The following is a 23626-nucleotide window of genomic DNA, read 5'->3' as shown; positions in this document are numbered from 1 at the left end:
CAGATCAGCCCGACTTACCACGTCGCCAGCACGCCATCGGTTCGGGGATCTGTGCCGCCGCAGAGCACACCCGTCTCCGGGTCGCGCCAGATGATCTGTCCTCTTCCGAACAGTCCCTCGTGCTCCGAGACGACGAGCTCGTGGCCCCGGGCGCGCAGCGCCTCGGCCAGCTCCGCCGGAAAATCCGGCTCGATCAGCACCTGGCGGTCCTTTTCCCAGCGCCAGCGCGGCGCATCTAGGGCAGCCTGGGGATTCATGCCTTCTTCCAGCGTGTGCAGCAGCACCTGTAGATGCCCTTGCGGCTGCATGAACGCCCCCATGACGCCGAACGGACCGATCGGCTGGCCGTCCTGCGAGAGGAAACCGGGAATGATCGTATGGTAGGTCCGTTTGCCCGGCGCCAGACAATTCGGATGTCCTTCATCGAGGGTGAAGGTATGCCCCCGGTTATGCAGGCCAACGCCAGTTCCCGGCACAACCAGACCCGAGCCAAATTCCATATAGTTGCTCTGAATGTAGGAGACCATATTGCCTTCCCCATCCGCCGTCGCCAGATAGACCGTACCGCCGCGCGGGACCGAACGCATCTCCGGAAGCAGCGCCTGCTCACCAATGCGCGCAGCCTGATCCTCCGCCCAGGCCTCCGAGAGCAGATGGCGCACCGTCTCCTCCGGCATCTGAGCCGGATCCGTGATCGCCCACAACCCGTCCTCGAAGGCCAGCTTCACCGCCTCGATCCGGCGGTGACAGGCCTCGACGGGATCGTCCTGGGGCTCGCCCAGCGCCTTGAGGATATTGAGCGCCATCAAGGTGACGATGCCCTGGCCGTTAGGCGGCAGCTCCCAGACGTCCCAATTGCGGTAAACACTGCTAATTGGCTCCACCCACTCTGGCTGGAAGGCCGCCAGATCGGATTTGCGCAGGTAACCGCCATGCTCACGGGAGAACGCATCCATCCGGTCGGCCAACTCTCCCTCGTAGAAATCCCTTGCCTTACTTCGTGCAATTCGTCGCAGCGTATCGGCGTGACCCGGGGATGCCCAGATCTCCCCGGGCTCCGGTGGTCTGCCGTCCGGCGCGAAGGTCGCGAACCAGGCGGCATGCTGCTCTCCCTCTATGGCCTGCTCATATTCATAGAATGCCTTCTTCCAGAACTTGCTCGCAGTCGGCGACACGGCGTAGCCTTCCTCCGCATAGCGGATGGCCGGCGCCAGCAGTTCTTCGAAGGGCAGCCGCCCGAAGCGCTCGGAGAGCGCCGCCCAGGCAGCAGGCGCACCGGGTACCGTCACCGGGGTCCAGCCGTAGACCGGCATCTCGCTAAGCCCTTGGGCCCGCAGCTTGGCGGCGGAGATACCCATCGGCGCCGGGCCGCTGGCGTTGAGCCCATGCAGTTGGTCCTTCATCCAGACGAGGGCAAAGGCGTCGCCGCCGATGCCGTTGGAGCATGGCTCCACGACCGTCAGGCAAGCCGCCGTGGCGATGGCGGCGTCGATGGCATTGCCGCCTTTCTTGAGCATATCCAGTCCAACCTGGGCCGCCAGATGCTGAGAAGCGGCGACCATGCCTGAACGGGCGTATAATGTGGTTCGTTTGGATGCATAGGGGTAACGCGAGGCGTCTGTTTTCATCTCTGTCTCCTCTCTGACCCGCCGGATCTGCCGTCCTGCAGGTGGCTATAGCAGATCTGCGCCGCCGGTGACGTCCAGCGCTTCGCCCGTAATGAAATCTGCGCCCGGCGAAGCCAGGAAGACGACCGCTTTGGCTACGTCCTCCGCTTCCTCCAGACGACCCAGAGGCGTCATGCGAATGTACTCCTCGCGGACCGCCTCCGGCGTCATGCCCCGTAGCTCGGCCTCCCAGAGCAGCTCACGGCTCTGCATGCCGGTATTGACATAGCCGGGGCACACGCAGTTGACGGTGATGCCGTCCGGCGCCAACTCGATCGCGGCGCTCTTGGTGAAGCCGATCACCGCCCATTTGGACGCCGCGTAGTGTGCAAGCAGCGGCACACCGCGCTTGCCGGCCATGGAGGCGGTGTTGACGATGCGGGAGGCCCGTTGCAGCTTCAGATAAGGGTAGGCCGCTTGCGTACAGAGGAAGATCCCCTTGATATTCACATCAAAGTTGAAATCCCATTCCCGCTCCGTCAGATTCTCGATACGGTTCATCGTCGACACGCCCGCGTTGTTGATCAGCACATCCAGCCGACCGTAGGCGGCATGGATGTCGGCGAACACCACGCTCACATGCTCCTTGCTCGTTACGTCCAGCACGCGCGAATCATGCGGCTTATCTGCCGCAACTGGCAGCAGGGCTACGGTCTCGCTCGCAGCCTTCCCGTTCACATCAGTCGCTACGACCGACGCGCCTGCCTCCGCCAGTTGGACAGCAATGCTGCGGCCGATGCCGCTGCCCGCGCCAGTTACGACGGCTACCTGTCCGTCCAATGTCTTCATCCTTTGTGTCCTCCTGTCATGAGCTCATGCTGCTCTTGGCGATATAATGCATTCACACGGGCAAACTGCGGCTGCAGCTGCGGATACAGCTCCCGGTAGATCTGGTATGCCCGGTCGTAGATGCGGCGCTCCTCCTCCTGTGGTTCATAATCCTGGTACTCCGTCAGAAAGCTGTCAATCTCGCGCCACTCCTCCATGAGCCCCACCGACTTGCCTGCCAGAAAAGCCACGCCCAGCGCCGACCCCGGGTGTGCCGGATAGGCACGGATACGTACGCCCAGCACATCCGCCGCAATCTGGCACCAGAATTTACTTTTGGCGCCGCCATTGGTCGCCAGTACCCGCGTCGGCTCACACCCCAGCTCGCGGAGGACATCCAGATGATGGCGGAAGCCGTAGATGACCGCCTCCAGGATCGCCCGGAAGATATGGCCTCTGCCATGCGATAACGTCAGCCCGAACAGCACGCCCCGGGCCTCGGGATCCAGAATCGGCGTTTTCTCACCGAGAAAATACGGGAGGATAATCAAGCCGTCCGACCCGGCTGGCACCGCAGCCGCTTCCTGATCCAAGGTGGCGAACAGCTCGGGCGACGGATCCTGCAGCATTTCATTCGCATACCATTTCACCAGCGAGCCGCTGGAAGCCATACAGCCATTGAGCAGGTAGGCCTCCGGAATGACGTGATAGTCGAAAAACAGCTGGGGGTCCGGACAAATCTCGTCCGTGCAGTAGAGGATGTCGCCCGCGCCGCCGAACTTGATCAGCAGCTCCCCGGGCTCGGTTATGCCCGCCGCCAGCGTCGAAGCCACATGGTCGGCACTGCCGGCAATAACCGGGATGCCTGCCGGCAGACCCGTAAGCGCGGCTGCGGGTTCACTGATGCTGCCGATGACCGACTGCGATTCATACACTGGCGGCAGCACGGTCTCCGGCAGACCCAGCAGCGCAAGCGAGTCATCCAGCCAGCGGCGGCTGCGGATATCGTACATTCCACTCTCCACCGCCCAATTGATCTCCAGCGCCTGAACGCCAGTCAGCTTGTAATTGATATAATCATATGAGCCCATCACACTAGCGATGCGGCGCCAGACTTCAGGCTCATGCCGCTTCACCCACAACATCCGCGGCAGCACATGCTGCTGATTCGTATATCCGCCGGTGTGCCGGAACAACGCGTCCTGATCCAGCGCCTCCCTCACCTCAGCAATCTCTGTCACCGCGCGAGCATCATTCTGCTGGATGGTCGGCCGCAGCGGCTTACCCGCTTCGTCCAGCAGGACAATCGCCGGCACCATGCCGCTAACCCCGACTGCAACGATGCCGCCAGCTGCGTCAGGGACACTCTCGTGCATACGGCGAAGACCCGTCAGTGTATTCTGCCACCACTCACCGGCATCCTCCTCGGCCCAGCCAATCTGCGGCGAACGCAGCTGCTGCGCCACACTTGTCTGATAGACGATGCGCTCCCGCGAGAGGAGGATGATTTTGACGCCGGTGGTCCCGATGTCGATCCCCAATGTATACGATGACAGCTTACCCACCTCGCCTTCTACACGCATTTCTCACTATGGCACCAACCGCTCCCGTGTTTGCCGCCATCACGCTTTTACCGTGCTATCCTGCCCTGACTTGGCGTTCTCGCTCTTGACCGGAGCAAACGCCGGATCGAGCGGGCATGCTTCCTTCCAGGGTATTCCCTTGGGGGCTATGACGCCCTCGCTATAGATCTTCTCCGTCGGGATGTCAGGGTCCAGCCCAAGCGGCTTCTCGCCTTGCTCCATCCGCTTGAGCGACTTCAGAATCATCCGCCGCAGCGCGATGACGCCGACATCGCTGGTCCCCAGATGCTCGCGGGAACGGTCGACGATCGGTCCCATGCTCTCGGTCACGGCGTGGTCCTGATTGCTGATGCCGACGATGCCGGAGAAATTGCCCGTCTTCATCATCTCCCGGTCCTGCTGGTAGTTATTGCTCTTGTTGTAAAGCTTGCGGTAGTTCTCATCCACCCACAGCCCGCGCCGTTCCTTCTGCGTGTCATGATTGAGCGGACGATCCAGGGTGAAGTGGATATCGTAGGACCATGTCGTGTGATCGTCGATCGGTACATAGGCGTGGAAGAGATGGTCCTCCTCCTTGACCCGCGGCGTATAGGCGAAGCTAGGCATCAGGATCGGCGCCTCCAGGATAAACTGGTCCTCCTCCCCAGACTGACCGACGAACATGTTGCGGAAGCCGTAGGTGGTCGGTTCTACCGTCAGCAGCGGATTGCGGGAGGTGACGAGCGGATGCGACGGATTGATGCCCAGCTCGGTGCTGAGCGCCCCCTCCTTCATATCCTGCTCCTGCAGGGCCAGATGGGCAAAAGCGGCGTGCATATAATCAATCTCATTCTCCCAAATCTGCAGATAGTTGCACTCCTGATACACCTTGGCCACCATCCGGTGCGACTCGGGCAGCGAGGTCCAGATCAGGTTGGGAAACGGCGGCTGCTCCTCGGCAGGTCCCATGTAGGTCCAGACCAGACCGCCCGCCTCATGAATCGGGTAGCTTTTCTGCTTGATCGTCTCTTTAAATTTGCTGTAATCAGGTTCCGAAGGCATATTCGTGCACGAGCCGTCCGTATCGAATGCCCAACCGTGATAGATACAGGTCAGGCCACAATCGTCGTTGCGGCCCAGCGCCAGCGAGGTTCCCCGATGCGGACAAAATTCCCCTACCAGCCCGACCTTGCCCCCGCTGTTGCGGAAGGCGACCAGACGCTCGCCGAGCAGCTTGACGGGCACCGGCGCGCCGCCGGGCGCCAGCTCCTCCGAGAGCAGCGCCGGCAGCCAATAGCTGCGGAAAAGCGCGCCAAGCGGCGTGCCTGCCCCGACCTGGGTGATACGCTCGTTATCTTTTTGTGACAGCATATGTTCATCCCTCCATGGTGTTGGACATCTGCGTACGCCTGGGTCAGCCGGCTTGCGCCGGACCGATCACCGACGTGTCGAGCATCCCGTGGACACCCTTGACGCCATTGACGACCTGGGTAATATGAAAATCGGCGGCCAGACTGCACAGGCGGTACGCTTCCTTGTATGACAGGCCGTACTGCGCCTCCAGCAGCTCGATCATATGCCGGGTGGCAGCTACCAGCGCCCCTGTCAGACTCTCTTCCAGCCCCATACTGATCAGCAGATGACCGCGACTGGCATACGGCCAGCGTTGACCCGTTCCCTTCAGGAGCTCAAAATGGAATTCGCCCTCCAGTGCGGTCTCAATCGCCGTCACGTCGATCTCGCCGTCGCCCTGGGCACCATGGCCGTCGCCGGCATAGAAGAATGCACCCTCGCGCATGACCGGCAGATACAAGGTGGTGCCGGCAATCAACTGCTTGTTGTCGAGATTGCCGCCGAAGCGGCCTGGCGTAATGCTGGAGACCCGCCCCCAGCTCTCCGGCGGGGCGACGCCCATAATGCCGAAGAACGGCCGGGTTGGCAGCTGCAGCCGGCCCAGATGGGCCATACTGCGGTTTTCATTGTAAGTAAGAATGACAGTATCCGGTTCATCAAACGTATGATACAAGAGTCCCGACATCGGGCCGATATAATTGAATCCGTATGGGGCGTCAATCTGGACCCGGTCGATTCTCACCGCCAGTGTGTCTCCCGGCTCCGCGCCCTTCACCGCCACCGGGCCGGTCAGGATATGGACGCCTGCCCCCCGGTCCGTCACTTGCTCATGGATGCTTCGCAGCTCCGGCGAGATCCACTCTGCCGGCACCGGATCGCCTGGCGAGCCAGCCACCGAGCGCAGCACCAGCGAGTCGCCAGACGCCATCTCCAGCACCGGCTCCTGCGAGCCCCCGACATATCCCCAATGAACCGTCGCGGGCGACGGATCTATACGATGCTTGACCATCTCGGGCTCCCCCCTTACCTCCTCATGTCCTCCTGCTATCCATCTTCTCGGTGCTGAAAACCGAACTTTTTGAACTCATTCGTCCGCAATCCGACTGACAAATTCCTGGTCCAGCGCCTTGCTGATATCGATCTTCTCCGGTATGGCGCCGGTCGAGGACAGGATCTCGTTGTAGTTCTCGATCTCATCGACGGCCGAGTCGTCCATGAATACCTCCAGCCGGAGCTGGGCGAGACGCTCTGCCATCTCCTCTTCGGTGAGCTGAGTAGCGGCGCCGATGATCTTGCCCGCTTCCTCCGGGTTCGCTTGCAAGAACGCCTGCGCTTGCTGCAGCGCCCGGATCAGCCTGCCGTATGCCGCCGTGTACGCCTCGTCTGTCAGTGAGCTCTTGGAGACGAGCAGATACGTCGTGTTAGGGATGCCGAGCTCTCCAGAGGTGATGATGAGCTTGACCTTGTCCCCCAGCGCCTTCACCGCATTGGCAGGGAACGGATCCCACAGTGCAAAGGCGTCGATATCCCCGCGCGCCATCAAGGCCACCATCTCGGCAGGTCCGGTCTGCGTTACGCTGTAGTCATCCCGAGTGAGGCCGGCATCGGCGAGATACATGTTCTCCAGCACATACTGACTCACCGAGCCAGGCACAATGCCGATGCTGCGCCCCTCCAGATCCCCAGGGCCTTCTACATCGCTGCTGACAACAATACTGACTGCTTCCGGTTGCTGGCTGACTGCGGTCAGCCCGACGAGGCCGCTGTCGACGCCCCGGATCGGGAACGTATCGGCCGCGCCGAACGCCACCTGGATTTGACCCGCCTGCAACGAGTCTACTGCCTCGGCCCCATTGGCAAACGAGACGATCTCATAATCCAGCCCCTGCTCCTTGATGAAGCCCTGATCGTCCGCGATGAACAACAGTCCTGAGGACGGACCGGATTCCCGGGAGATCCGGAGCGAAGGCAGCTCGATGGCGGGCTCTGCGCCTCCGTGATTGACCGCATTCGTACTGTCAGACGGCCCTTGCGCTGATCCTGAGTTGACTGTACTCCCGCTGTTGCCGCAAGCCGCCGCGACCAAACTTACCGCCATCACCATGACTGCAACGTACAGTTTCATTTTCATCCTGCTCATCTCTCCACTCTCTTTTTGTATAGGATGCATTTGTTAGAGCTGATCCAGAAAATAGCGCCGCCCAATCCGCTTCATGGCCTGCCTGAATGTATAATCGATCGCGATCCCGAGCAGCCCGACAAGAATCGTGCCGACGAAGATCTGATCCATCCGCATATACACACTGCCGTACTTGATGATATAGCCGACCCCCGACGTCGCATCCATCATCTCGGCTGTGACGATGGTCAGGAAGCTGTAGCTCATACCGATCCTCGCTCCAGCGAGGATACTCGGCACCGTCGACGGGACGATGATCGTCCGGAACAACCGGAATCCGCTGGCGCCCATGGCGCGCGCCGCCCGGATCTTCACCTCGTCGATGCTCGCCACGCCGGTCATAATGTACAGGAACGAACCGAAGAAGGAGGCATAGGTCAGCAGGATCAGCTTGGACATCTCACCCGTGCCGAACCAGAGAATGATCATGCTGAGCCAGGCGACCGGCTCCACAAACCGAAGTGGAAACAACAGCGGCTGGATCCCTCTGCGAAGCCATCCGCTCATGCCCAGCGCCCAGCCGATGCACGTCGCGAGCAGCAGGCCTAGCAACCATCCCGCGCAGAGACGCAGCAGACTGACGCCCAGACTTTCGACGATCAGACCGCTCCCCAGCATCTGCACGAAAGCATCCCACACTTGCGCGGGCGACGGCAGGAAGAGCGACGGCACCACCTCCATGGCTGACATCGACGCCCATACAGCCAACGCTGCCGCAAAAGGCAGCAGGATCAGCAAGGCTTGCATACCTTTGGATTGCAGCTTCATCTCCATCACCCCCGCAACATAAATCGATAGCCAAATATCCGAAACGCGAGCCGTACCACCGTGTCGGCAAGAACCCCCATGAGCCCCAGGGTCAACACCCCCAGCAGGGCTACATCCGTCTGGTGCAGCACACGCGCACTCCAGATCATCTGACCGACGCCCTCCTGGGCGGCCAGCGTCTCAATCCCGACGATGCTCATGAAGGCAAAGGCCAGCGAGCCGCGCATACCCTTAAGCGCCTCCGGGATGACGGAAGGAATGAGCACGCCCCAGAAGATCCGCAGCGGCCCGGCTCCCATCGAGCGGGCCGCCTGCAGCCGGACAGGCGCGACGCGCTGCACCGCCTCGGCGATATTGATAGCGACGACAAGCGCCACCCCGTAGCCGATAATCAGAATCTTGATCGTCTCGCCCACGCCCAGCCAGATCACCAGGATCGGCACGAGCGCTACTGCCGGGATGACCCGGAAGAACTGCATTGGCGAATAGATGATGGTGCCGAAGAGCCGGTACCGGCCCATGATGATGCCCAAGATCAGTCCGAACAGACTGCCCAGCGCCCAGCCCATCATGACGCGCTGATAGCTGGCCCCGACGGTGATGAGATATTCACGCGTCTGGATCTGTTCAAAGAACAACAGCAGAACCCGGATCGGACCCGGTAGGAACGATGGTCCGGACAGCCAGGCGGCAATCTGCCACAGGAGGAGGAAGCACAAGGTGCCAAGCAGACCGATCAGCCATCGCCAGCTTAAGGGCCGCCGCGAGGTCATAGGACATGCACGCTGGCCTTGAAGGGATTGTCGATCTCATCCAGCAGGCGGTTGTACAGATTGGCGAAGGGCTCTGTCATCCGCTCTCTTGGATAAGGGAGATCCACGGGAAGATCAGCCTTGATATTGGGCTCGGGCGCCCGGGCCATTACAATCACGCGATCAGCCAGCAGGAGCGCTTCCTGGATATCGTGCGTAATGAAGAGCACGGTTTTGCCGGCCTTGCGGCAGAGAGCGGAGAGCTCTTGCTGCAGATACGTGCGCGTCTGCGCGTCGAGTGCGGCGAACGGCTCATCCATGAGCAGAATCTCAGGATCACCTGCCAGCACGCGGGCAATCTGCACACGCTGCTTCATGCCGCCGGAGAGCTCGCCAGGAAATTTGGCCCCATGCTGCTCCAGACCCACCTGCTTCATCCAATAGCCGATACGTTCCTTGATCTCAGCCTTGGGCAGACGCTTCATCTTCAAGCCGTAGGCAATGTTCTCCTCCACCGTCAGCCAAGGAAACAACGCGGTATCGCTCTGGAAGACGACGCCCCGCTCCGGGCCCGGCCCCTTGATCGGCTTGCCGTTCATCCGAATCTCGCCTTCTGTTGGTTCTTCGAAGCCTGCGACCATATTCATCAGTGTCGTCTTGCCGCACCCGCTCGGACCGAGCACGCAGAGGAACCCGCCCCGCTCCAGCTTCAGATTGACCTCCCGGACGACCTTCACCTTCTCTTTGGTATGCCGCTGATATTCCTTGCCGATATTGACTAACTCCAGTGCGGTCTCCCGCGCCTCCGGTATGGAAGGCAGGTGCTTGACAGCCATCGCAGTCATGGCATCTCTCTCCTTTGAGTCAGATTAGCAGTGAAGGACCACATAGCCGTCCTCTACCGTCACCTCGTAATGCTTCACCCGGCTCTGCCGGTCCGCCACCAGTGCATCGCCGCTGGTTACGTCGAACTCCCATCTGTGCCAGGGACATCGCAGGATCTCGCCTTTACGACCATAATCGTACTCGCCTACGCAAGAGGGCAGGTTCGTGCCCGTCAGCTCCCCATCGGACAATCGGGCCCCCTGGTGCGGGCAGACATCCCGCAGAGCCTGGTAACTGCCGTCCGGGGTCCGCACCAGCACAAAAGCTCGTTTGCCGACTTCCACACTGCGCTTGCTCCCCGGGTTCATCTCCTCTTCCCTGCACACGATATGCTTCTTCACAAGCTGCTCCTCCTTCGAACTTGCCATGCCGGACACACCGATTTTTTATTCTGAATATTCAGAATAATAACAGCGAGAAATGCCGATGATTTCCTCCGCTAGCTTGTATTCAAGTCAATCCATAGAACTTGGCGGCATTCTCGTAAAAAATCTTGCGTTTCAGCTCCTTGCTGAAGCTGGTCGGCAGCGACCGCAGCGGTGAATCGAAATCCCAGTGCGGATAGTCGGTGGAGAACATCAGCAGCTCGTCGCTGTCCATCAGTTCAACCATCTTGAGCATATGCATCGGGTCCGGGTCTTCGATCGGCTGGGTCGCGAAGCGGAAATGATCCTTCACATACTCACTCGGCAGACGCTTGACCCACGGCACCTCCAGCCGGAGCGACTTGTAGTTCTGATCCATCCGCCACATCAGAGAGGGTACCCAGGAGAAGCCGCCCTCAAGCATCGCAATCCGGGTCCCCGGGTACTTGTCGAAGACGCCGTTTACGATCAGATTGACGACCGAGGCCATAAACGCCTGCGACAAAATGGTATGCCACTCGATATAGTATCGCGGCTGTCCGAACGGACTGCGGACCGAGTTGCCTTGGTGCATGGCGACGACCAGCCCTTTGCGCTCGGCCGCCTCATAGATGCCGTGGTAGAAAGGATCGCCATAAGCCGCTGTGCCGATGGGCAGCAACACCTGCACCATCCGTGGATGATCAGCCATCCGTTCAATCTCGCGTACCGCCAGCTCTGGAATCTGCGGCGCGACATGAATCGAGCCAAGGAAGCGTTCATCCTTATCCAGCCAGTGATCGACCATCCAGTCATTGTAGGCCGAGGCCAGCGCCGCCGCCAGCTCGAACTGGGCCTCCATCGTCGCCGGGTAGAACAAGCCTGTCAGCATCGCCTTATGGATATCGTACTTGTCCATGAGCTGCTCCTGCAGTACGCCCAGATCCGAGCCAGGAACGTTGCCGCTTGGGAGCAGCGAGTCCAGCTTGGAGCCTCCGATCGGATGAATGTACTTCAGCTCCCCCCATCCCGTCCAATGCTCCATATAGCTGAGGAACGGCTCCTTCAGATAGGGAAGCAGCTCGTTGATCGAAGCGAACCGCTCATGTACATCCGTGTCGATAATCGGGATGGTCTCCGTCCGGTTGGTCTCGCGCTGCTCCGGATTCGCTTGGCTTGTCGTCATCCGTGTATCAGCCTCCCTTTCAAGATTTGTGTAACATAACCTAACGCGTTCGCTAGATAAACTAGCTTTGATAGTTCAGATTATAGATCGGTTTTGAATATGTGTCAACTATAATCACATAATGATCTTAAATCAATCAAGTTTTGATCAGTTTTAATCGAATTTCTCCCCACCCTCACACTATATTTGTCACGTTAACTGACTTATACATAACAAAAAAGCCTGCCTGTCTGCGTCATGCAGCTAAGCAAGCCTTTTGTAGACGACCATTCTATACACACGTCAACCGGCCGTGGAAGCCCAGCTCCTCGCCCGAAACCGGAATCGCCGTTGTCACTAATTCGTCGATCTCACTATAATCGCACACCTTCACCAGCGAGGCCCCGCCATATTTGGAGCTATCCGCGAGTGCAATCACCTTCTTTGATCGTTCGATCATATGCCGCTTGATCTCGACCTCTTCCAAATTGAAATCCGTCGGACCTTGCTCGGCATTAAACCCTGCCAGTCCCATGAAGAAGCGGTCAAAATTGAATTGGCGTATCGTTTCCTTGGCTAGCGTCCCCACCATGGACTGCTCCGATTTGCGGAAGCGTCCACCGATCACATAGACGTTATGCTGGCTGCGGGAGAGAATGAAGGCAATTTGCAGGGAGTAAGTAAACACGGTCAGATTGGACATTTTCAGCAGCTCTTTGGCCAACTCCGCATTCGTCGTCCCGGCGTCGAGCGCAATCACCTCGCCTTCCGCAATCTGGCTGGCCGCATATTGGGCGATCCGTTTCTTGTCGTCCTGGTTGTGGCGGGATCGCTGGTTGAACAGCGGTTCAAAGCCCAGTCCAGGCAGTGATGCACCGCCCCGCTGCCGTAGTATCACCCCATCCTGCTCCATCGCAGCCAGGTCGCGCCTCACGGTCGGTTCCGACACCTGCAGCAGCACGGACAGCTCTTCCACCGTCAGCGGCGACTTTTCTTGCAGAAAAGCAAGAATTCGTTCTTCGCGCATGTTGGTCATAGCATCGTTTCCTTTTTTCTTTTCACTATACCATAACGCGTGATCATTTGCGTGCGAAATAATCAATTTCGATCAATGACATCAGAGGCGCCTACCTTGCGGCAGGCGCCTCTCTGGCTCGTGTTGTTCTATCCGTTCACCACGGCTCCGGTCCGCTTCGAATCTCTGCTCGCCTTGATCTGCTTGCTCCGCAGCTGTCCGCACGCCGCATCGATATCGGCGCCGTGCTCGAGCCGGACGCTGACGCTCACCTGCTGTTTCTTGAGCGTATCGAAGAATGCCCGCACCGCATCCTGTGACGGACGCTGGTATTGACCGTGCTCGTCGACAGGGTTGTACGGGATCAGGTTGACATTGACGAGCGGCCGGCGGTCGCCGATCAGCTCTGCCAGCTCCAGCGCATGCGCCTCGCCGTCGTTGACATCCTTCAGCAGGATGTACTCCAGTGTCAGCCGGCGGTTCGTACGTGCCAGATAGTAGTCGATCGCGTCCATCAGCTTCTCGATCGGGATCGCCCGGTTAATCTTCATGATGCGCGTCCGCAGCTCATTGTTCGGCGCATGCAGCGAGACGGCCAGGTTCACCTGGAGATCGCTGTCGGCGAATTCGCGGATCTTGTCCGCCAGCCCGCTCGTCGAGACGGTGATGTGGCGGGCGCCGATCGCCAGTCCTTTGTGGTCCTTGACGGTACGGAGGAAATCACCCATGTTCTCGTAATTGTCGAAGGGCTCGCCGATGCCCATGACGACAAGGTGAGTAACACGTTCGTCCTTCCCTGACGCATCCAGATAGCGTTGAACCTTGACCACCTGTTCCGTGATCTCGCCCGCAGACAGGTCGCGGCTCTTGGGCAGCAGTCCGCTGGCGCAGAAGCTGCAGCCGATGTTGCAGCCGACCTGGGTCGTGACGCATACCGAGAGGCCGAATCTGTGCCGCATCAGCACCGTCTCGATCAGGTTGCCGTCGGTAAGCCGGAACAGGAACTTCACCGTGCCGTCTGCCGACTCCTGCCGCGTGTGCTCTTGCAGAGTCGAGATCGTATAATGCTCGGCCAGCAGGGCCAGGCAATCTTTATTGACATCCGTCATCCCGGCAAAGTCGGTCTCCCGCTGCCGGTACAGCCGCTCCCACACTTGGGAGGCCCGGAATTTCTTATGTCCGCGTTCGCCGAGCCAGCCGGTCAGCTGGTCCTGCGTCAATCCATAGATGGATGGCTTGTTCATGGTAACCCTCTTTTCAAAAAATCGGGCCCGTGCGCGTTTGCGGTGCCGCAAGGCCCCAGACAGGCGCAGCGTTCCCTGTGCATTCCCTGCTATTGTCCCAAATTTCCCCGCAGAACACAATAGGACGCCTCTGCCAGAACCGCTGGGCGGGGTGCACCCCCCCGAGCTAAGCCTGCTTCAACCAAAGCCAAGCCAATCTGCTTGCCGAAAGCAGGAGCGGCTCATCTGAGGCTAGCGTCCGCCCACCTACGTCTGCTCCGGCCGGTAGTCCTCCTGCCGCACATCGCCGGCTGCCGCTTCGGCCGCCGCGTCCGGCGCCTGCAACGCCTGCTCTTTCTCCCGCATATACTGCTGCTTCAGCTTGCTGACCTGCTGGAGACCAACATGGATCATAGCAAACACGAGAATCCAGGAGATCGCGGTAAGCAGCAGATGGCTGAGCGGAGACAGCGTGGCGCTGATCTTGGAATTCCATGCTCCATGCAGCGCTACGACGATGATGAAGATGCGCAGGAAGCGGGGATCCTTGAGCATACTCCACTTCCATGGCTCGCGCCCCTTCACCATGCAGATCGCCGCCCCGGAGAGCGCAGCCCAGACGATATGACCGCCCGGAGCGAGCAAGCCCCGCCAGAAGATCGTCGAGAACATATCGAAACGCGTCGCGTAACCCGCAGACTCGAATGCGGCAAAGCCCGTGCCGACCGCCGCGCCGACGAGCAGACCGTTGAGAATATAATGATATCCGGCTTGCTTGCGCAGACACCACAGAATCGCCAGCACCTTGGCCGCCTCCTCAATGATGCCCACGATGATCGGATATACGCCTACCCCTCCCACCGTCTCAAAAAACAAAAGCGCGATGATGAGCGACAGGATCCCGCCGATGAAGACATGATGAAGAACGCGGTATAACGGGATATTCTGGGGAGCGTTGAGCTCCCAGAAGAAGATCAGCAGCGAGATCGGCACGACGAAGGAGCCGACCATGATCAGACCCGGCAGCAGATTTTGATTCTCAAAAAACGTATAGCCCAGATAGAAGCCGAGAAAGCCAATCATCCCGACGATGAAAATCCGCATGAACAGCCACGGCTTGGGCCATGTATCGATCAGTTGATCCATCGTCGGAGTCGTCGCTGACGTGCCGACAATAAACAGCCGCTCGGCATCCTCCTCCGAGTGCTTCTTGAACGTATCCGAGAACACATCCTTCAGCTTGATCTCCACTTTCTCCTCGAACCCTGCGGCCCTATGCAGCTTATCGGCAAAATCCTGCAGGATACCGCCTCCAGACGGAGCCTGCGCCGATCCGGACTGACGCTCCCGCGCTGTCCCGGCGCCGGCCGTCTCCGCCGAGGCCGCCGTCTCTGCGCCGGCTGAAGTCCCCGCCGTTTCTGCCTCGGCCGCCCTCCCAGATGTCCGCAGCTCATGGCCGCAGCCCGGGCAGAACCGCGCGTCCACTCCCGCCTGATACCCGCATGCAGGACAGAACATGACGCCACTCCCTTCTTCCTGAGGTTGTTTTCTTCCTAGATCCTTCCCCTGACTATATCTTACAGCCTTTGCATACAACATACCATAACCCTAACGCAGAAAGGGTGAAACGGCCTGTAGCAGCATAGGTCTCCAGCAGGGCTTTGTCTCATGCACGGGCACTATACTGACCACTCCGCCGGCGGCACCAGGCCACTTCGACCGACGGAGCACTGCCGCAGCAGCAGGACGTATCCATCGGAACGGACACAGTAGCGGCTATTTTGTGCCACGGCCTGGTTTGCACCGCAGTTGCGGACAGAGGATACGTTATCCTTCTCGAAATAGCGCAAAACACGCCCACCACCAACAAATAACGGATCGTCTGTCCGTTCCCGCTGCCTCCTGCCGGAATTTGCACCAAATAGGCGCTATCCTGTCCGCAATCCAGCCAGCATGGCCCGCACTCCACCGACATGGCAACAGCACATCGGCCAGCAGCACATCAACCAGCAACACAGCCTCATCCGCGGATGATAGGGGCGTCCAGAGTTACCCCCCACCACCGATCTGCCTGACTCAGCCGCCATAGACAGAAAGAGACCCGCAGCTCATGCCGCGGGTCCAAGGTATATATATCATAAAGGGGGGTCGATATTTAGTATAGGCTCGCAATCTTAAATGAACCTGAAAATTCAGTTTCAGCTTCATTACAATTGTCCGAGATTTGTTGCCGTACCGTTGCAGCTCCTAATATTTCGCTGATTGGGCGCCGTCGATCGGGATAATCGCGCCATTCAGAAATGGCGACTCGCCGGAGAGCAGATACGCCACCAGATGGCCAATCTCCTCGGGATTGCCCAATCGTTTGGCTGGATTGTCCTTGACGAACTCTTGAGCGGCTGACTTCCAATCGTCAGGGTTGATCTGCTTGAATGAACCGATCACCATATCCGTCAGAATCGCGCCGGGGGCGATCGCGTTGACACTGATGCCGTACTCCGCATACTCGATAGCAGCGTCCTTGGTCATCCCCGCTACCGCATGCTTGCTGGCGCCGTAGGCGATCTGATTCATGACCGCACGGATCCCGCCGACAGATGAGGTGTTGACGATGTAGCCGCTGCCCTGCTGCTTCATCACCGCTAGGACATGCTTCAAACCATAGAAGACACCCTTAAGGTTGATAGCAATGACCTTATCGAACACACTGCTGTCGTAATCCTCGGTGAGCGCCTGTTTGCCCTCGATACCGGCATTGTTGAAAAAACCGTCGATCCGGCCAAACCGTTCCATCGTATCGCCGACATACCGCTGTACCGCGACTTCATCCGACACATCCGCCGTTATTAGCAGCACCTCTCCCGCGGGGCTCTTCTCTGCAACCAGTTTCTTTGTCTCTTCCAGACCTTCCATCTTAATATCTACCAGCGCGAGCGTCGCGTCTTCTTGCGCCAGCTGCAAGGCTGCTGCCCGCCCCAGGCCGGATCCCCCGCCCGTAATGACCACCACTTTGTCCTTGAACCGTCCGGGCATGATTCATCCTCCTTCATCTATAGCCGCATGTATAGCTGCATGCATTCCTCGGATAGTATAGACAGAACGCAGCGGGTTTATCAGCGTTGGCCTATAGACGCTCGGATGATATACTGGACAGGTAACAAGTCGTTTCTTCTTGGGCGGCGCCGCAAGACGCTGCAATCCCCACACAAAGGTTGCGAGCATAATGGGTCACTACATTCGCTATATTCGTTTAAGATAACGCACGGTACAGCTGGAAAGGCGGGCGCTTCGTCAAAAAATGACGACAGCCGCGTCTATTTAGCTGTGCCTTATTGCATTCTATCTTAACGAATGAATGAGGTGCTTATTTGTGCTGCAATCCAATCGTCTGAAACAGGCAGCCAGGCTGCTTGACATCCATGAACCCGTGTTTACCTGCCCCGTGTGCCGCAGTCCGCTGAGACTGCTGGAGAACCGCCGGATGGCATGCCCGCTCCGGCACAGTTTTGATCTGGCCCGGGACGGCTATCTTCATTTGCTGACTGGACCGCCATCCGGCAGCGAACGTTACAATCGCGAGCTATTCGAAGCCAGGCGCCGCATCCACCACAGCGGCTTCTTCCGGCCGCTTGCGCTGGCACTGGAGCAGGAGCTCCTGCCACTGGCACTGCATGCGCGGCCCGCTGCTTGCCGCATCCTCGATGCCGGGTGCGGCGAAGGCTCGCTGCTCGCCGGTCTGACCGGCCGTCTGGCCGCGCAGACCGGGTATGATGTCCTCGGTGTCGGGCTCGATCTGGCCAAAGCCGGCATCGCCGCCGCGGCCAAGCAGAGCTCGCCCGGCACGTTATGGTGTGTAGCCGATCTGGCACAGGCACCCTTGGCAGATGGCCGCTGGGACGCCATCCTGAGCATCCTCTCACCGGTCCGCTACGAGACTTGCCGTCGGCTGCTCGTCCCCGACGGCTTGGTGCTCAAGGCCATCCCCGGCCCGCTCTACCTGCAGGAGCTGCGCGCCCTGCTGTACCCGGGGCGGGCCCGGCAGGGGCAAGGCACGGCCAGTCTCGACCGGTTCGCTGCGGCATTCCCGTCGATGCACCAGATCCGGATCACGGAGAGCCTCACGCTCGAGGGAACGCGCATCCGCGATCTTCTGCAGATGACTCCGCTCGCCTGGCATGCGCCAACAGCCGCACGCGAATCGGCGGCTGCACGCGAGCGGCTGACCGTGACGCTCGACTGGATCCTGGCTGCCGGCAAGCAACCGTAGCCGCAGGTCTCTGCGGCCAGTGAAGCAGGTGGTCGTCTGACCGCCGTCATACTGTCGGGTCAGGCTATTAGCTGGATAGCGGGCAGTTAGCGAAGCGAGGTTGGGGAGCCGTAGACGGACAGCCGAGCGGCTCCTGAAGCTAACGAATTGTGCATCGCACCTGCGACTCGGTATAATAGGATTCAACACAAGCCATTCGAACAAGGGAGTGACCCCCATGCACTATCGCAGACTCGGCGGCAGCGGCCTGATGGTGTCCGCGCTCGGTCTCGGCACCAATGCCTTCGGCAAACGGGCCGACCGCCAGGCTTCCATGCGAGTCATCGACACCGCGCTGGAGCACGGCATTACGTTTCTGGATACCGCCAACATCTACGCCCGCACGGCCTCCGAATCGATCCTCGGCGAGGCGCTGCGCGGCCGCCGCGAGCACGTCATCCTCGCCACCAAGGCCGGCCTGCCGACTGGCGACGGTCCCTATGACCGCGGCTCCTCGCGCCACCATCTGCTGCGGGAGCTCGAAGGCAGCCTGCAGCGGCTGCAGACCGACTATATCGATCTGTATCAGATCCATACGTTCGATCCCGAGACGCCGCTGGAGGAGACATTGCGGACACTCGAGGACATGATGCGGTCCGGTAAAGTCCGCTATATCGGCGCATCCAACTATGCGGCCTGGGAGCTGATGAAGGCGCTCGGCATCAGTGAGCGTCTCGGCTTGCCACGCTACGTCTCGGTACAGACAAGCTACTCGCTCGCCGACCGGACGCCGGAGCAGGAGCTGGTCCCGCTCTGTCTCGATCAGGGCGTCGGCATCATCCCTTACTTCCCGCTGGCGGGCGGCATCCTGAGCGGCAAGTACACGTCCGCCGAGTCGATCCCTTCCGGTTCGCGGGCCGACACCGATCCGAACTTCACCCGCTTCCTCCAGGAAGGCGCCCTGACGCTCGGTCAGCGGCTGTCGCAGCTGGCGGAGGAACGCGGCTGTACGCCTAGCTCGCTCGCGCTGGCCTGGCTGATGGCGCAGCCCGTCGTCGGCTCCGTCATCGTCGGCGCGACGAAGCCCGAGCAGCTGCTCGACAACGTCGGCAGCCTCGAGCTCGAGCTGGACGCGGAGCTGCTGGGCGAGCTGGATGCGCTCAGCGAAGCGACCCGCTACGGCAAGCCGTTTGCCGTCTATCGGCTATAAAGCCGCGCTCAGTAAAAGGCCTAGCGGTGTCCTTAAAGGATTGGGAACAGCTTGCTCTCCGAACTGAAAGCTGAGGGGAAGAAAAGTGCGTTGCAGCTAAACGACCGATTTCCAGAAAGTATAAAACCCCCGAACCCTTAACGGCCCTCGGGGGTTTTATGCATTTATTTTTGTTAGATTATATGACACAATTTTTTGTTGTGCCTCTTTTATCTATGATCTGAGTAAGTTTACCATACTCAACGTGTCATATTTATGTTGAGAAGCCGCCCTCTTTCCAGTATGATGTTGACATATAGCATCTTGTACGACTCGGAGAAGAGGTGAGCCCCATGAACAATTGGTACAAGAAGCAACTCCTGTCCTACTTCCCCATCTTCCTGCTGACCATTACGGTGATTGTTGTGATCGGAATGGTCGCCGTATCGGACATCTCCCGCCGGGAGACAGAGCGGGCCAATGAGATTTTTGCCCGTTATATCTCGGAGGTCATCGTCGGTTCGCTCTCCGAAACGGAGCAGGCCTTTTTGAAAGAATTCACACTCAACGCCAGCATGACGGACTTCCTCGACAGCCCTGCAGGTCCGGAAGCGGAAAGCATTCAGTTGTACCAGATCGCATCCTCTCTTCGCAGCCTGGAGGCCGATTATTCCCTGCTGGAGTCGATCTATCTCTACCGCGCCCATGACGACTTGGTCTTAATGGCCAACGGCAAACAGACGCTCGCGCAGTTCTACGACCGGGAGTTCCTGCAGACGGCTATCGGCAGCAGCGAAGAGATGGGCAGGCGATGGTCAGGGGCGCGTACGGTGCCGGGGCAGGACAATCGGAGCGTTCCCGTCATTTCGCTTGTGAAGCAGTTGCCTCTCCCCTTTGGTCAGGACGGCGTGGCGGTCATCAATGTGAGGGTCAACGGCTTCGCCAACGACATCATGTTGGGCAAAAACCGGAAGTTAACCTACCTCGATATCATTGACGCCGACGGCGAGGTGGTACTCTCTTCCGAGAAAACTATACCCTCCGAGGAGGAACGGTCCAACATCGCCTATCTGGCTCAGATGCCCATTGACGCGACAGCCTGGAGCATTCGGAGCGGCATCAAATCCGGGCAGTTCTCCCAATGGTTTGAGCTGATCTCCTATACCTGGATTGCAGCCGGGGTCGCTGTGGTGCTGCTCAGCACGATCTACGTCATCTATATCTCCAGGCGCAACTATCGCCCGATCGCCCTCATTCTGAACAAGCTGCAGACCATCCAGCTCAAAACCTCCTTGACCAAGGCCGAGGAGGATGATGTCCGGTTCATCGAGGAGGCATTGGAGGACCTGACAGACCAGATGACACAGTATCAGCAGGAAAGCCAGGATAACCTGCTGACGCGCCGGCGCCAGCTTTTCATTGATTTCATCGAAGGCACGGTACCCGCTTCACCCGAAGGGTGGCAAGAGCACATTCCCTTAGAGGTGGTTGCCCGCGAGAACCAGGACAAGCTGCTGCTGGTAGCTCACGTTGAGCTGGAGCGGCTCGAGCTGGACAAGGAAGAGGTGTCGCTCATGCGGCTCGCCCTCCAGAATGTCATTCAGGATGTGCTCGGGGACGGCGAAACGGCATGGTGTGAATGGATTTACGGCAATCGGCTGGGGATTATTCTGCTGGCTGGGGATGACTGCTCAGAAGCGGCCATCCGCTTGCGCACCCAACAATGCCGGGAGTGGGTGGAGGAGCATTTCGATGTTACTTTTCTGTTCGGCGCCGGTACACCGTTCCGGGATTGGTCCGCAATCCCACATGCCTATCAGGACGCGCTCCGTGCGTTGGACCACCGCTTGACCCGCAGGGATGTCCAGGTCATCTTTGCCGCACACGTCAGCCAGAGCTCCGATCAGCCGTGGCTGCAGTTCTGGCCGCTGGTCACCGAGATCGGAGAGCTGTTCCAGATGCGCAGCGAGCATTGGCGAGGCAAGACCGAGCATCTCTTCACCTGGCTGCAGGATCAGCAGATCAGCGACCGGACGATCTTCGGCATGATCGACGCGCTGCTGAAGCTGGTGCAGAAGAAAGCGCTGGATGGGGCCGCCAGCCTCGAGCAGGCGGCCTCAGACATCCGCGAGTCGGGTGCCAGGCTGCACTATGATGATCTGATCTCTTTGGAAGAGGATGTACTTCTCGCTTTGGAGACTGCGTACCAGTCTTACGAGAAGCTTCATGACAGCGGGAGCTTCCAGACGGTGATGCTCGAGATGCGGGCGTACATTCAAGCGCATTACGATCACCCCGATTTGTCCCTGAAGCACCTGAGTGACCGGTTTCAACTCGGCGGCAAAAATGTCAGCCAGCTCTTCAAGGAATCGTTCGGGGAGAACTTCGGCGATTATGTGCAGCAGCTCCGGATTGTCAAGGCGAAGCGATTGCTCTCCGAGTCGGATATTTCACAGCAGGAGATTGCCACGCTCGTGGGCTACTCCAACTCGATTACCTTCGGCCGGATGTTCAAACGAACGATGGGAATGACGCCGGGCGAATACCGCAAGCAGTTCGTCCAGACCTGAATTCACCTCCCAGTCTGCCTTCTTACCCTTAACCAATACGTCAGTTTTCCTAACATAAATTCAAGAAAACCGCTATATTATGCGGTTTTCTTTTGGTTTATTGATGAAATCCGGTTTATTACGTCACTTAACCTCTTGATTATTCGGGTTTATTGCAGAAAACAAGTTTATTGTCCGAGGACGATGTCAGCAAGCATACTGTGACTATCCCCGGCGGCTAACGCCAACGGGGGACGATACGAATACAGGGGAGTGTAATGCCATGGAAAAACAAAAGTCCAAGATCAAATCGCACCGCAAGCTGTTGATCCCGATGACCCTTAGTATGAGTCTGCTCTTGAGCGCCTGTTCGGGCTCAGGGTCACCAAGCGACGCTTCGCAGCCGGAAGGGGCAAGCGGTAGCTCGGGAGAGCGCGTAACGTTAAAGGTCGAAGTATTCGACCGGGGCAATGCACCATCAGGCATGACTATTTCCAACAACTATCTGACTACCTATGTCCAAGACAATTTCGGGACGCCCAACAACATCGATATGGAATTCTATCCTGTGCCGCGTTCCGAAGAGACAGCCAAGCTGAACATTCTTATGGCGAGCGCCAACGATGTACCGGATATCGTCTTCACGTATGACTCGGGCACGTTCTACCGCTACGCTTCGCAGGGCGGACTGACCGAGGTGGGCGAGCTGCTGGATGAATATGGTCCGAACCTGAAAGCCTTCCTCGGCGAGGATGCCTTGGCCTATGGACAGATCGACGGGGAGCAGCTGGCGATTCCGGGCCGCCGCCTGGTGCTGGGCAAGTACGCCTCCTATGTGCGCCAGGATTGGCTGGACAAGCTCGGCCTGCCGGTTCCGACCACAACAGATCAGCTCTACGACACCCTTGTGGCTTTCAAAGAACAGGATCCTGGCGAGACCGGCGGCCGGGTGATCCCGCTCGGCATGAGCGTTGCTCCCGCCCAGCTGGATTCCCTGCTCTGGTCATTCGTGGAGCCCATCAGCGATGAGCAGCGCATCACTCTTACCCAGAAGCTTGGCTCATCGGACTATCCGGTCCTGCTGCCCGGCTACAAGGAAGGCTTGCGCTTCCTCAACAAGCTGTATCATGAAGGGTTGATCAGCAAGGATTTTGCCCTCGACGAGGATAAGAAGCTGCTCTGGCAGGACGTACAGAACGGTCTCGTCGGCGCCTACTCTGAGGATGCGGGCGAGCTGCTGTTTGAATACAATGGCACCTACAAGAATCTTCAGGCCAACGTACCCGGCGCCGTCATGACGCCGATCGATCCGTACGTAAATGCCGAAGGCCTCTCCGCCAAGCCGGGCTATGCACCGAACGCCATGTTCATTATGATCCCCAAGTCCAGCAAACGGGCAGTAGAAGCCATCAAGTACCTGGACTGGATGGCCTCCGAGGATCATCTGTTCTTCATGCAAAATGGCGTAGAAGGCGAAAATTACACGCTCGTGGACGGCATCCCGGTGGCGAACGCCGACGCTTCGCAGGACATTAAGGATCGCCTGTACAATTACGGCGACATGGCGATTATCGTAAACGGCAAGTATATGGGCGACGACGAGAAAAATGCCGAGGCTTATATCCGCCAGGTGCCTGAGGTCTATCATGACATGATGCGCACATCGGTGGAAATCTCCGACACCAACAAATCCGCACCGATCATTATGCCGGTACCCATTGAAGCGGAATCCAGATACGGCAGCGCGCTAAGAGCAAAGCTGAATGAAATAATCGTCAAGCTGACGATGTCCAGCCCGGGCGCCTTCGACGCGACCTACGATTCCCTCATGAACGAGTACATGGCGGGCGGCGGCCAGGCGATTCTGGACGAGCGCACGAAGGTGTATGAGGACATGATGAAGTAGAGCTGCAGTTATTTGACCGGACGCTACGCGGGCTTGCTGCTGAATCCAGGCGGCA

Annotated in this window: 19 protein-coding genes; 4 read left to right on the top strand and 15 right to left on the bottom strand. The window is 58.9% G+C overall.

The features are described from left to right. Window positions 1-14: 14 nt before the first annotated feature. The 15 genes from ABC336_RS16200 to ABC336_RS16130 form a co-directional block, all read right to left on the bottom strand. A complete protein-coding gene (locus ABC336_RS16200) occupies window positions 15-1628 on the bottom strand; it encodes a gamma-glutamyltransferase family protein (protein WP_413239612.1) in 1614 nt (537 codons plus the stop codon). Window positions 1629-1673: 45 nt separating this feature from the next. After that, the gene (locus ABC336_RS16195) at window positions 1674-2456 is read right to left on the bottom strand and encodes an SDR family NAD(P)-dependent oxidoreductase (protein ID WP_413239611.1); all 783 of its coding nucleotides are present in this window, start codon (window positions 2454-2456) and stop codon (window positions 1674-1676) included. Continuing rightward, entirely contained in the window at window positions 2453-4000 is a 1548-nt protein-coding gene (locus ABC336_RS16190) for an FGGY-family carbohydrate kinase (protein WP_413239610.1), read from the bottom strand. The genes ABC336_RS16195 and ABC336_RS16190 overlap by 4 nt, the downstream gene beginning before the upstream one ends. 57 nt (window positions 4001-4057) lie before the next feature. After that, on the bottom strand, window positions 4058-5368 hold the full coding sequence (locus ABC336_RS16185) for a Rieske 2Fe-2S domain-containing protein (RefSeq protein WP_413239609.1): 1311 nt from the start codon (window positions 5366-5368) through the stop codon (window positions 4058-4060). Between the two features lie 43 nt (window positions 5369-5411). After that, window positions 5412-6359, bottom strand: coding sequence for an acetamidase/formamidase family protein (locus tag ABC336_RS16180; RefSeq protein WP_413239608.1), 948 nt, complete (start codon window positions 6357-6359; stop codon window positions 5412-5414). 75 nt (window positions 6360-6434) lie between these two features. After that, window positions 6435-7481, bottom strand: coding sequence for an ABC transporter substrate-binding protein (locus tag ABC336_RS16175; RefSeq protein ID WP_413239607.1), 1047 nt, complete (start codon window positions 7479-7481; stop codon window positions 6435-6437). 42 nt (window positions 7482-7523) lie between these two features. Next, entirely contained in the window at window positions 7524-8297 is a 774-nt protein-coding gene (locus tag ABC336_RS16170) for an ABC transporter permease (protein ID WP_413239606.1), read from the bottom strand. Window positions 8298-8302: 5 nt separating this feature from the next. Then, complete coding sequence (locus ABC336_RS16165) at window positions 8303-9070, bottom strand: ABC transporter permease (RefSeq protein WP_413239605.1); 768 nt, start codon at window positions 9068-9070, stop codon at window positions 8303-8305. Beyond that, window positions 9067-9894: an ABC transporter ATP-binding protein gene (locus ABC336_RS16160; protein WP_413239604.1), complete on the bottom strand. Its 828-nt coding sequence runs from the start codon at window positions 9892-9894 to the stop codon at window positions 9067-9069. The genes ABC336_RS16165 and ABC336_RS16160 overlap by 4 nt, the downstream gene beginning before the upstream one ends. Before the next feature lie 24 nt (window positions 9895-9918). Continuing rightward, a complete protein-coding gene (locus ABC336_RS16155; protein ID WP_020617225.1) occupies window positions 9919-10275 on the bottom strand; it encodes a Rieske (2Fe-2S) protein in 357 nt (118 codons plus the stop codon). A gap of 109 nt (window positions 10276-10384) precedes the next feature. After that, window positions 10385-11464, bottom strand: a complete 1080-nt coding sequence (locus ABC336_RS16150) for an amidohydrolase family protein (RefSeq protein ID WP_413239603.1) — start codon at window positions 11462-11464, stop codon at window positions 10385-10387. Between the two features lie 271 nt (window positions 11465-11735). Continuing rightward, entirely contained in the window at window positions 11736-12479 is a 744-nt protein-coding gene (locus ABC336_RS16145; RefSeq protein ID WP_413239602.1) for a DeoR/GlpR family DNA-binding transcription regulator, read from the bottom strand. Between the two features lie 128 nt (window positions 12480-12607). Next, the gene (rlmN, locus tag ABC336_RS16140; RefSeq protein ID WP_413239601.1) at window positions 12608-13702 is read right to left on the bottom strand and encodes a dual-specificity RNA methyltransferase RlmN; all 1095 of its coding nucleotides are present in this window, start codon (window positions 13700-13702) and stop codon (window positions 12608-12610) included. Window positions 13703-13948: 246 nt separating this feature from the next. Then, window positions 13949-15199 carry a PrsW family glutamic-type intramembrane protease gene (locus tag ABC336_RS16135; protein WP_413239600.1) on the bottom strand — a complete coding sequence of 417 codons (1251 nt, stop codon included), beginning with the start codon at window positions 15197-15199 and terminating at the stop codon, window positions 13949-13951. Between the two features lie 729 nt (window positions 15200-15928). Continuing rightward, entirely contained in the window at window positions 15929-16714 is a 786-nt protein-coding gene (locus ABC336_RS16130; protein ID WP_413239599.1) for an SDR family oxidoreductase, read from the bottom strand. A gap of 337 nt (window positions 16715-17051) precedes the next feature. Here ABC336_RS16130 and ABC336_RS16125 point away from each other — a divergent pair, with 337 nt between their 5' ends. The 4 genes from ABC336_RS16125 to ABC336_RS16110 all read left to right on the top strand — a co-directional run bounded on the left by ABC336_RS16125 (window position 17052) and on the right by ABC336_RS16110 (window position 23571). Next, window positions 17052-17948, top strand: coding sequence for a putative RNA methyltransferase (locus ABC336_RS16125; protein WP_413239598.1), 897 nt, complete (start codon window positions 17052-17054; stop codon window positions 17946-17948). 217 nt (window positions 17949-18165) lie between these two features. Further along, the gene (locus ABC336_RS16120; RefSeq protein ID WP_413239597.1) at window positions 18166-19137 is read left to right on the top strand and encodes an aldo/keto reductase; all 972 of its coding nucleotides are present in this window, start codon (window positions 18166-18168) and stop codon (window positions 19135-19137) included. Between the two features lie 332 nt (window positions 19138-19469). Continuing rightward, on the top strand, window positions 19470-21686 hold the full coding sequence (locus ABC336_RS16115; RefSeq protein WP_413239596.1) for a helix-turn-helix domain-containing protein: 2217 nt from the start codon (window positions 19470-19472) through the stop codon (window positions 21684-21686). A 262-nt stretch (window positions 21687-21948) separates the two neighbouring features. After that, entirely contained in the window at window positions 21949-23571 is a 1623-nt protein-coding gene (locus ABC336_RS16110) for an extracellular solute-binding protein (protein WP_413239595.1), read from the top strand. The last annotated feature ends 55 nt before the right edge of the window (window positions 23572-23626 follow it).

It is taken from the genome of Paenibacillus jepli (assembly GCF_047238105.1).
Taxonomy (GTDB): domain Bacteria; phylum Bacillota; class Bacilli; order Paenibacillales; family Paenibacillaceae; genus Paenibacillus_D.
Note: the sequence above shows the minus strand (reverse complement) of the source record. Positions and strands in the feature narration are given on the sequence as shown.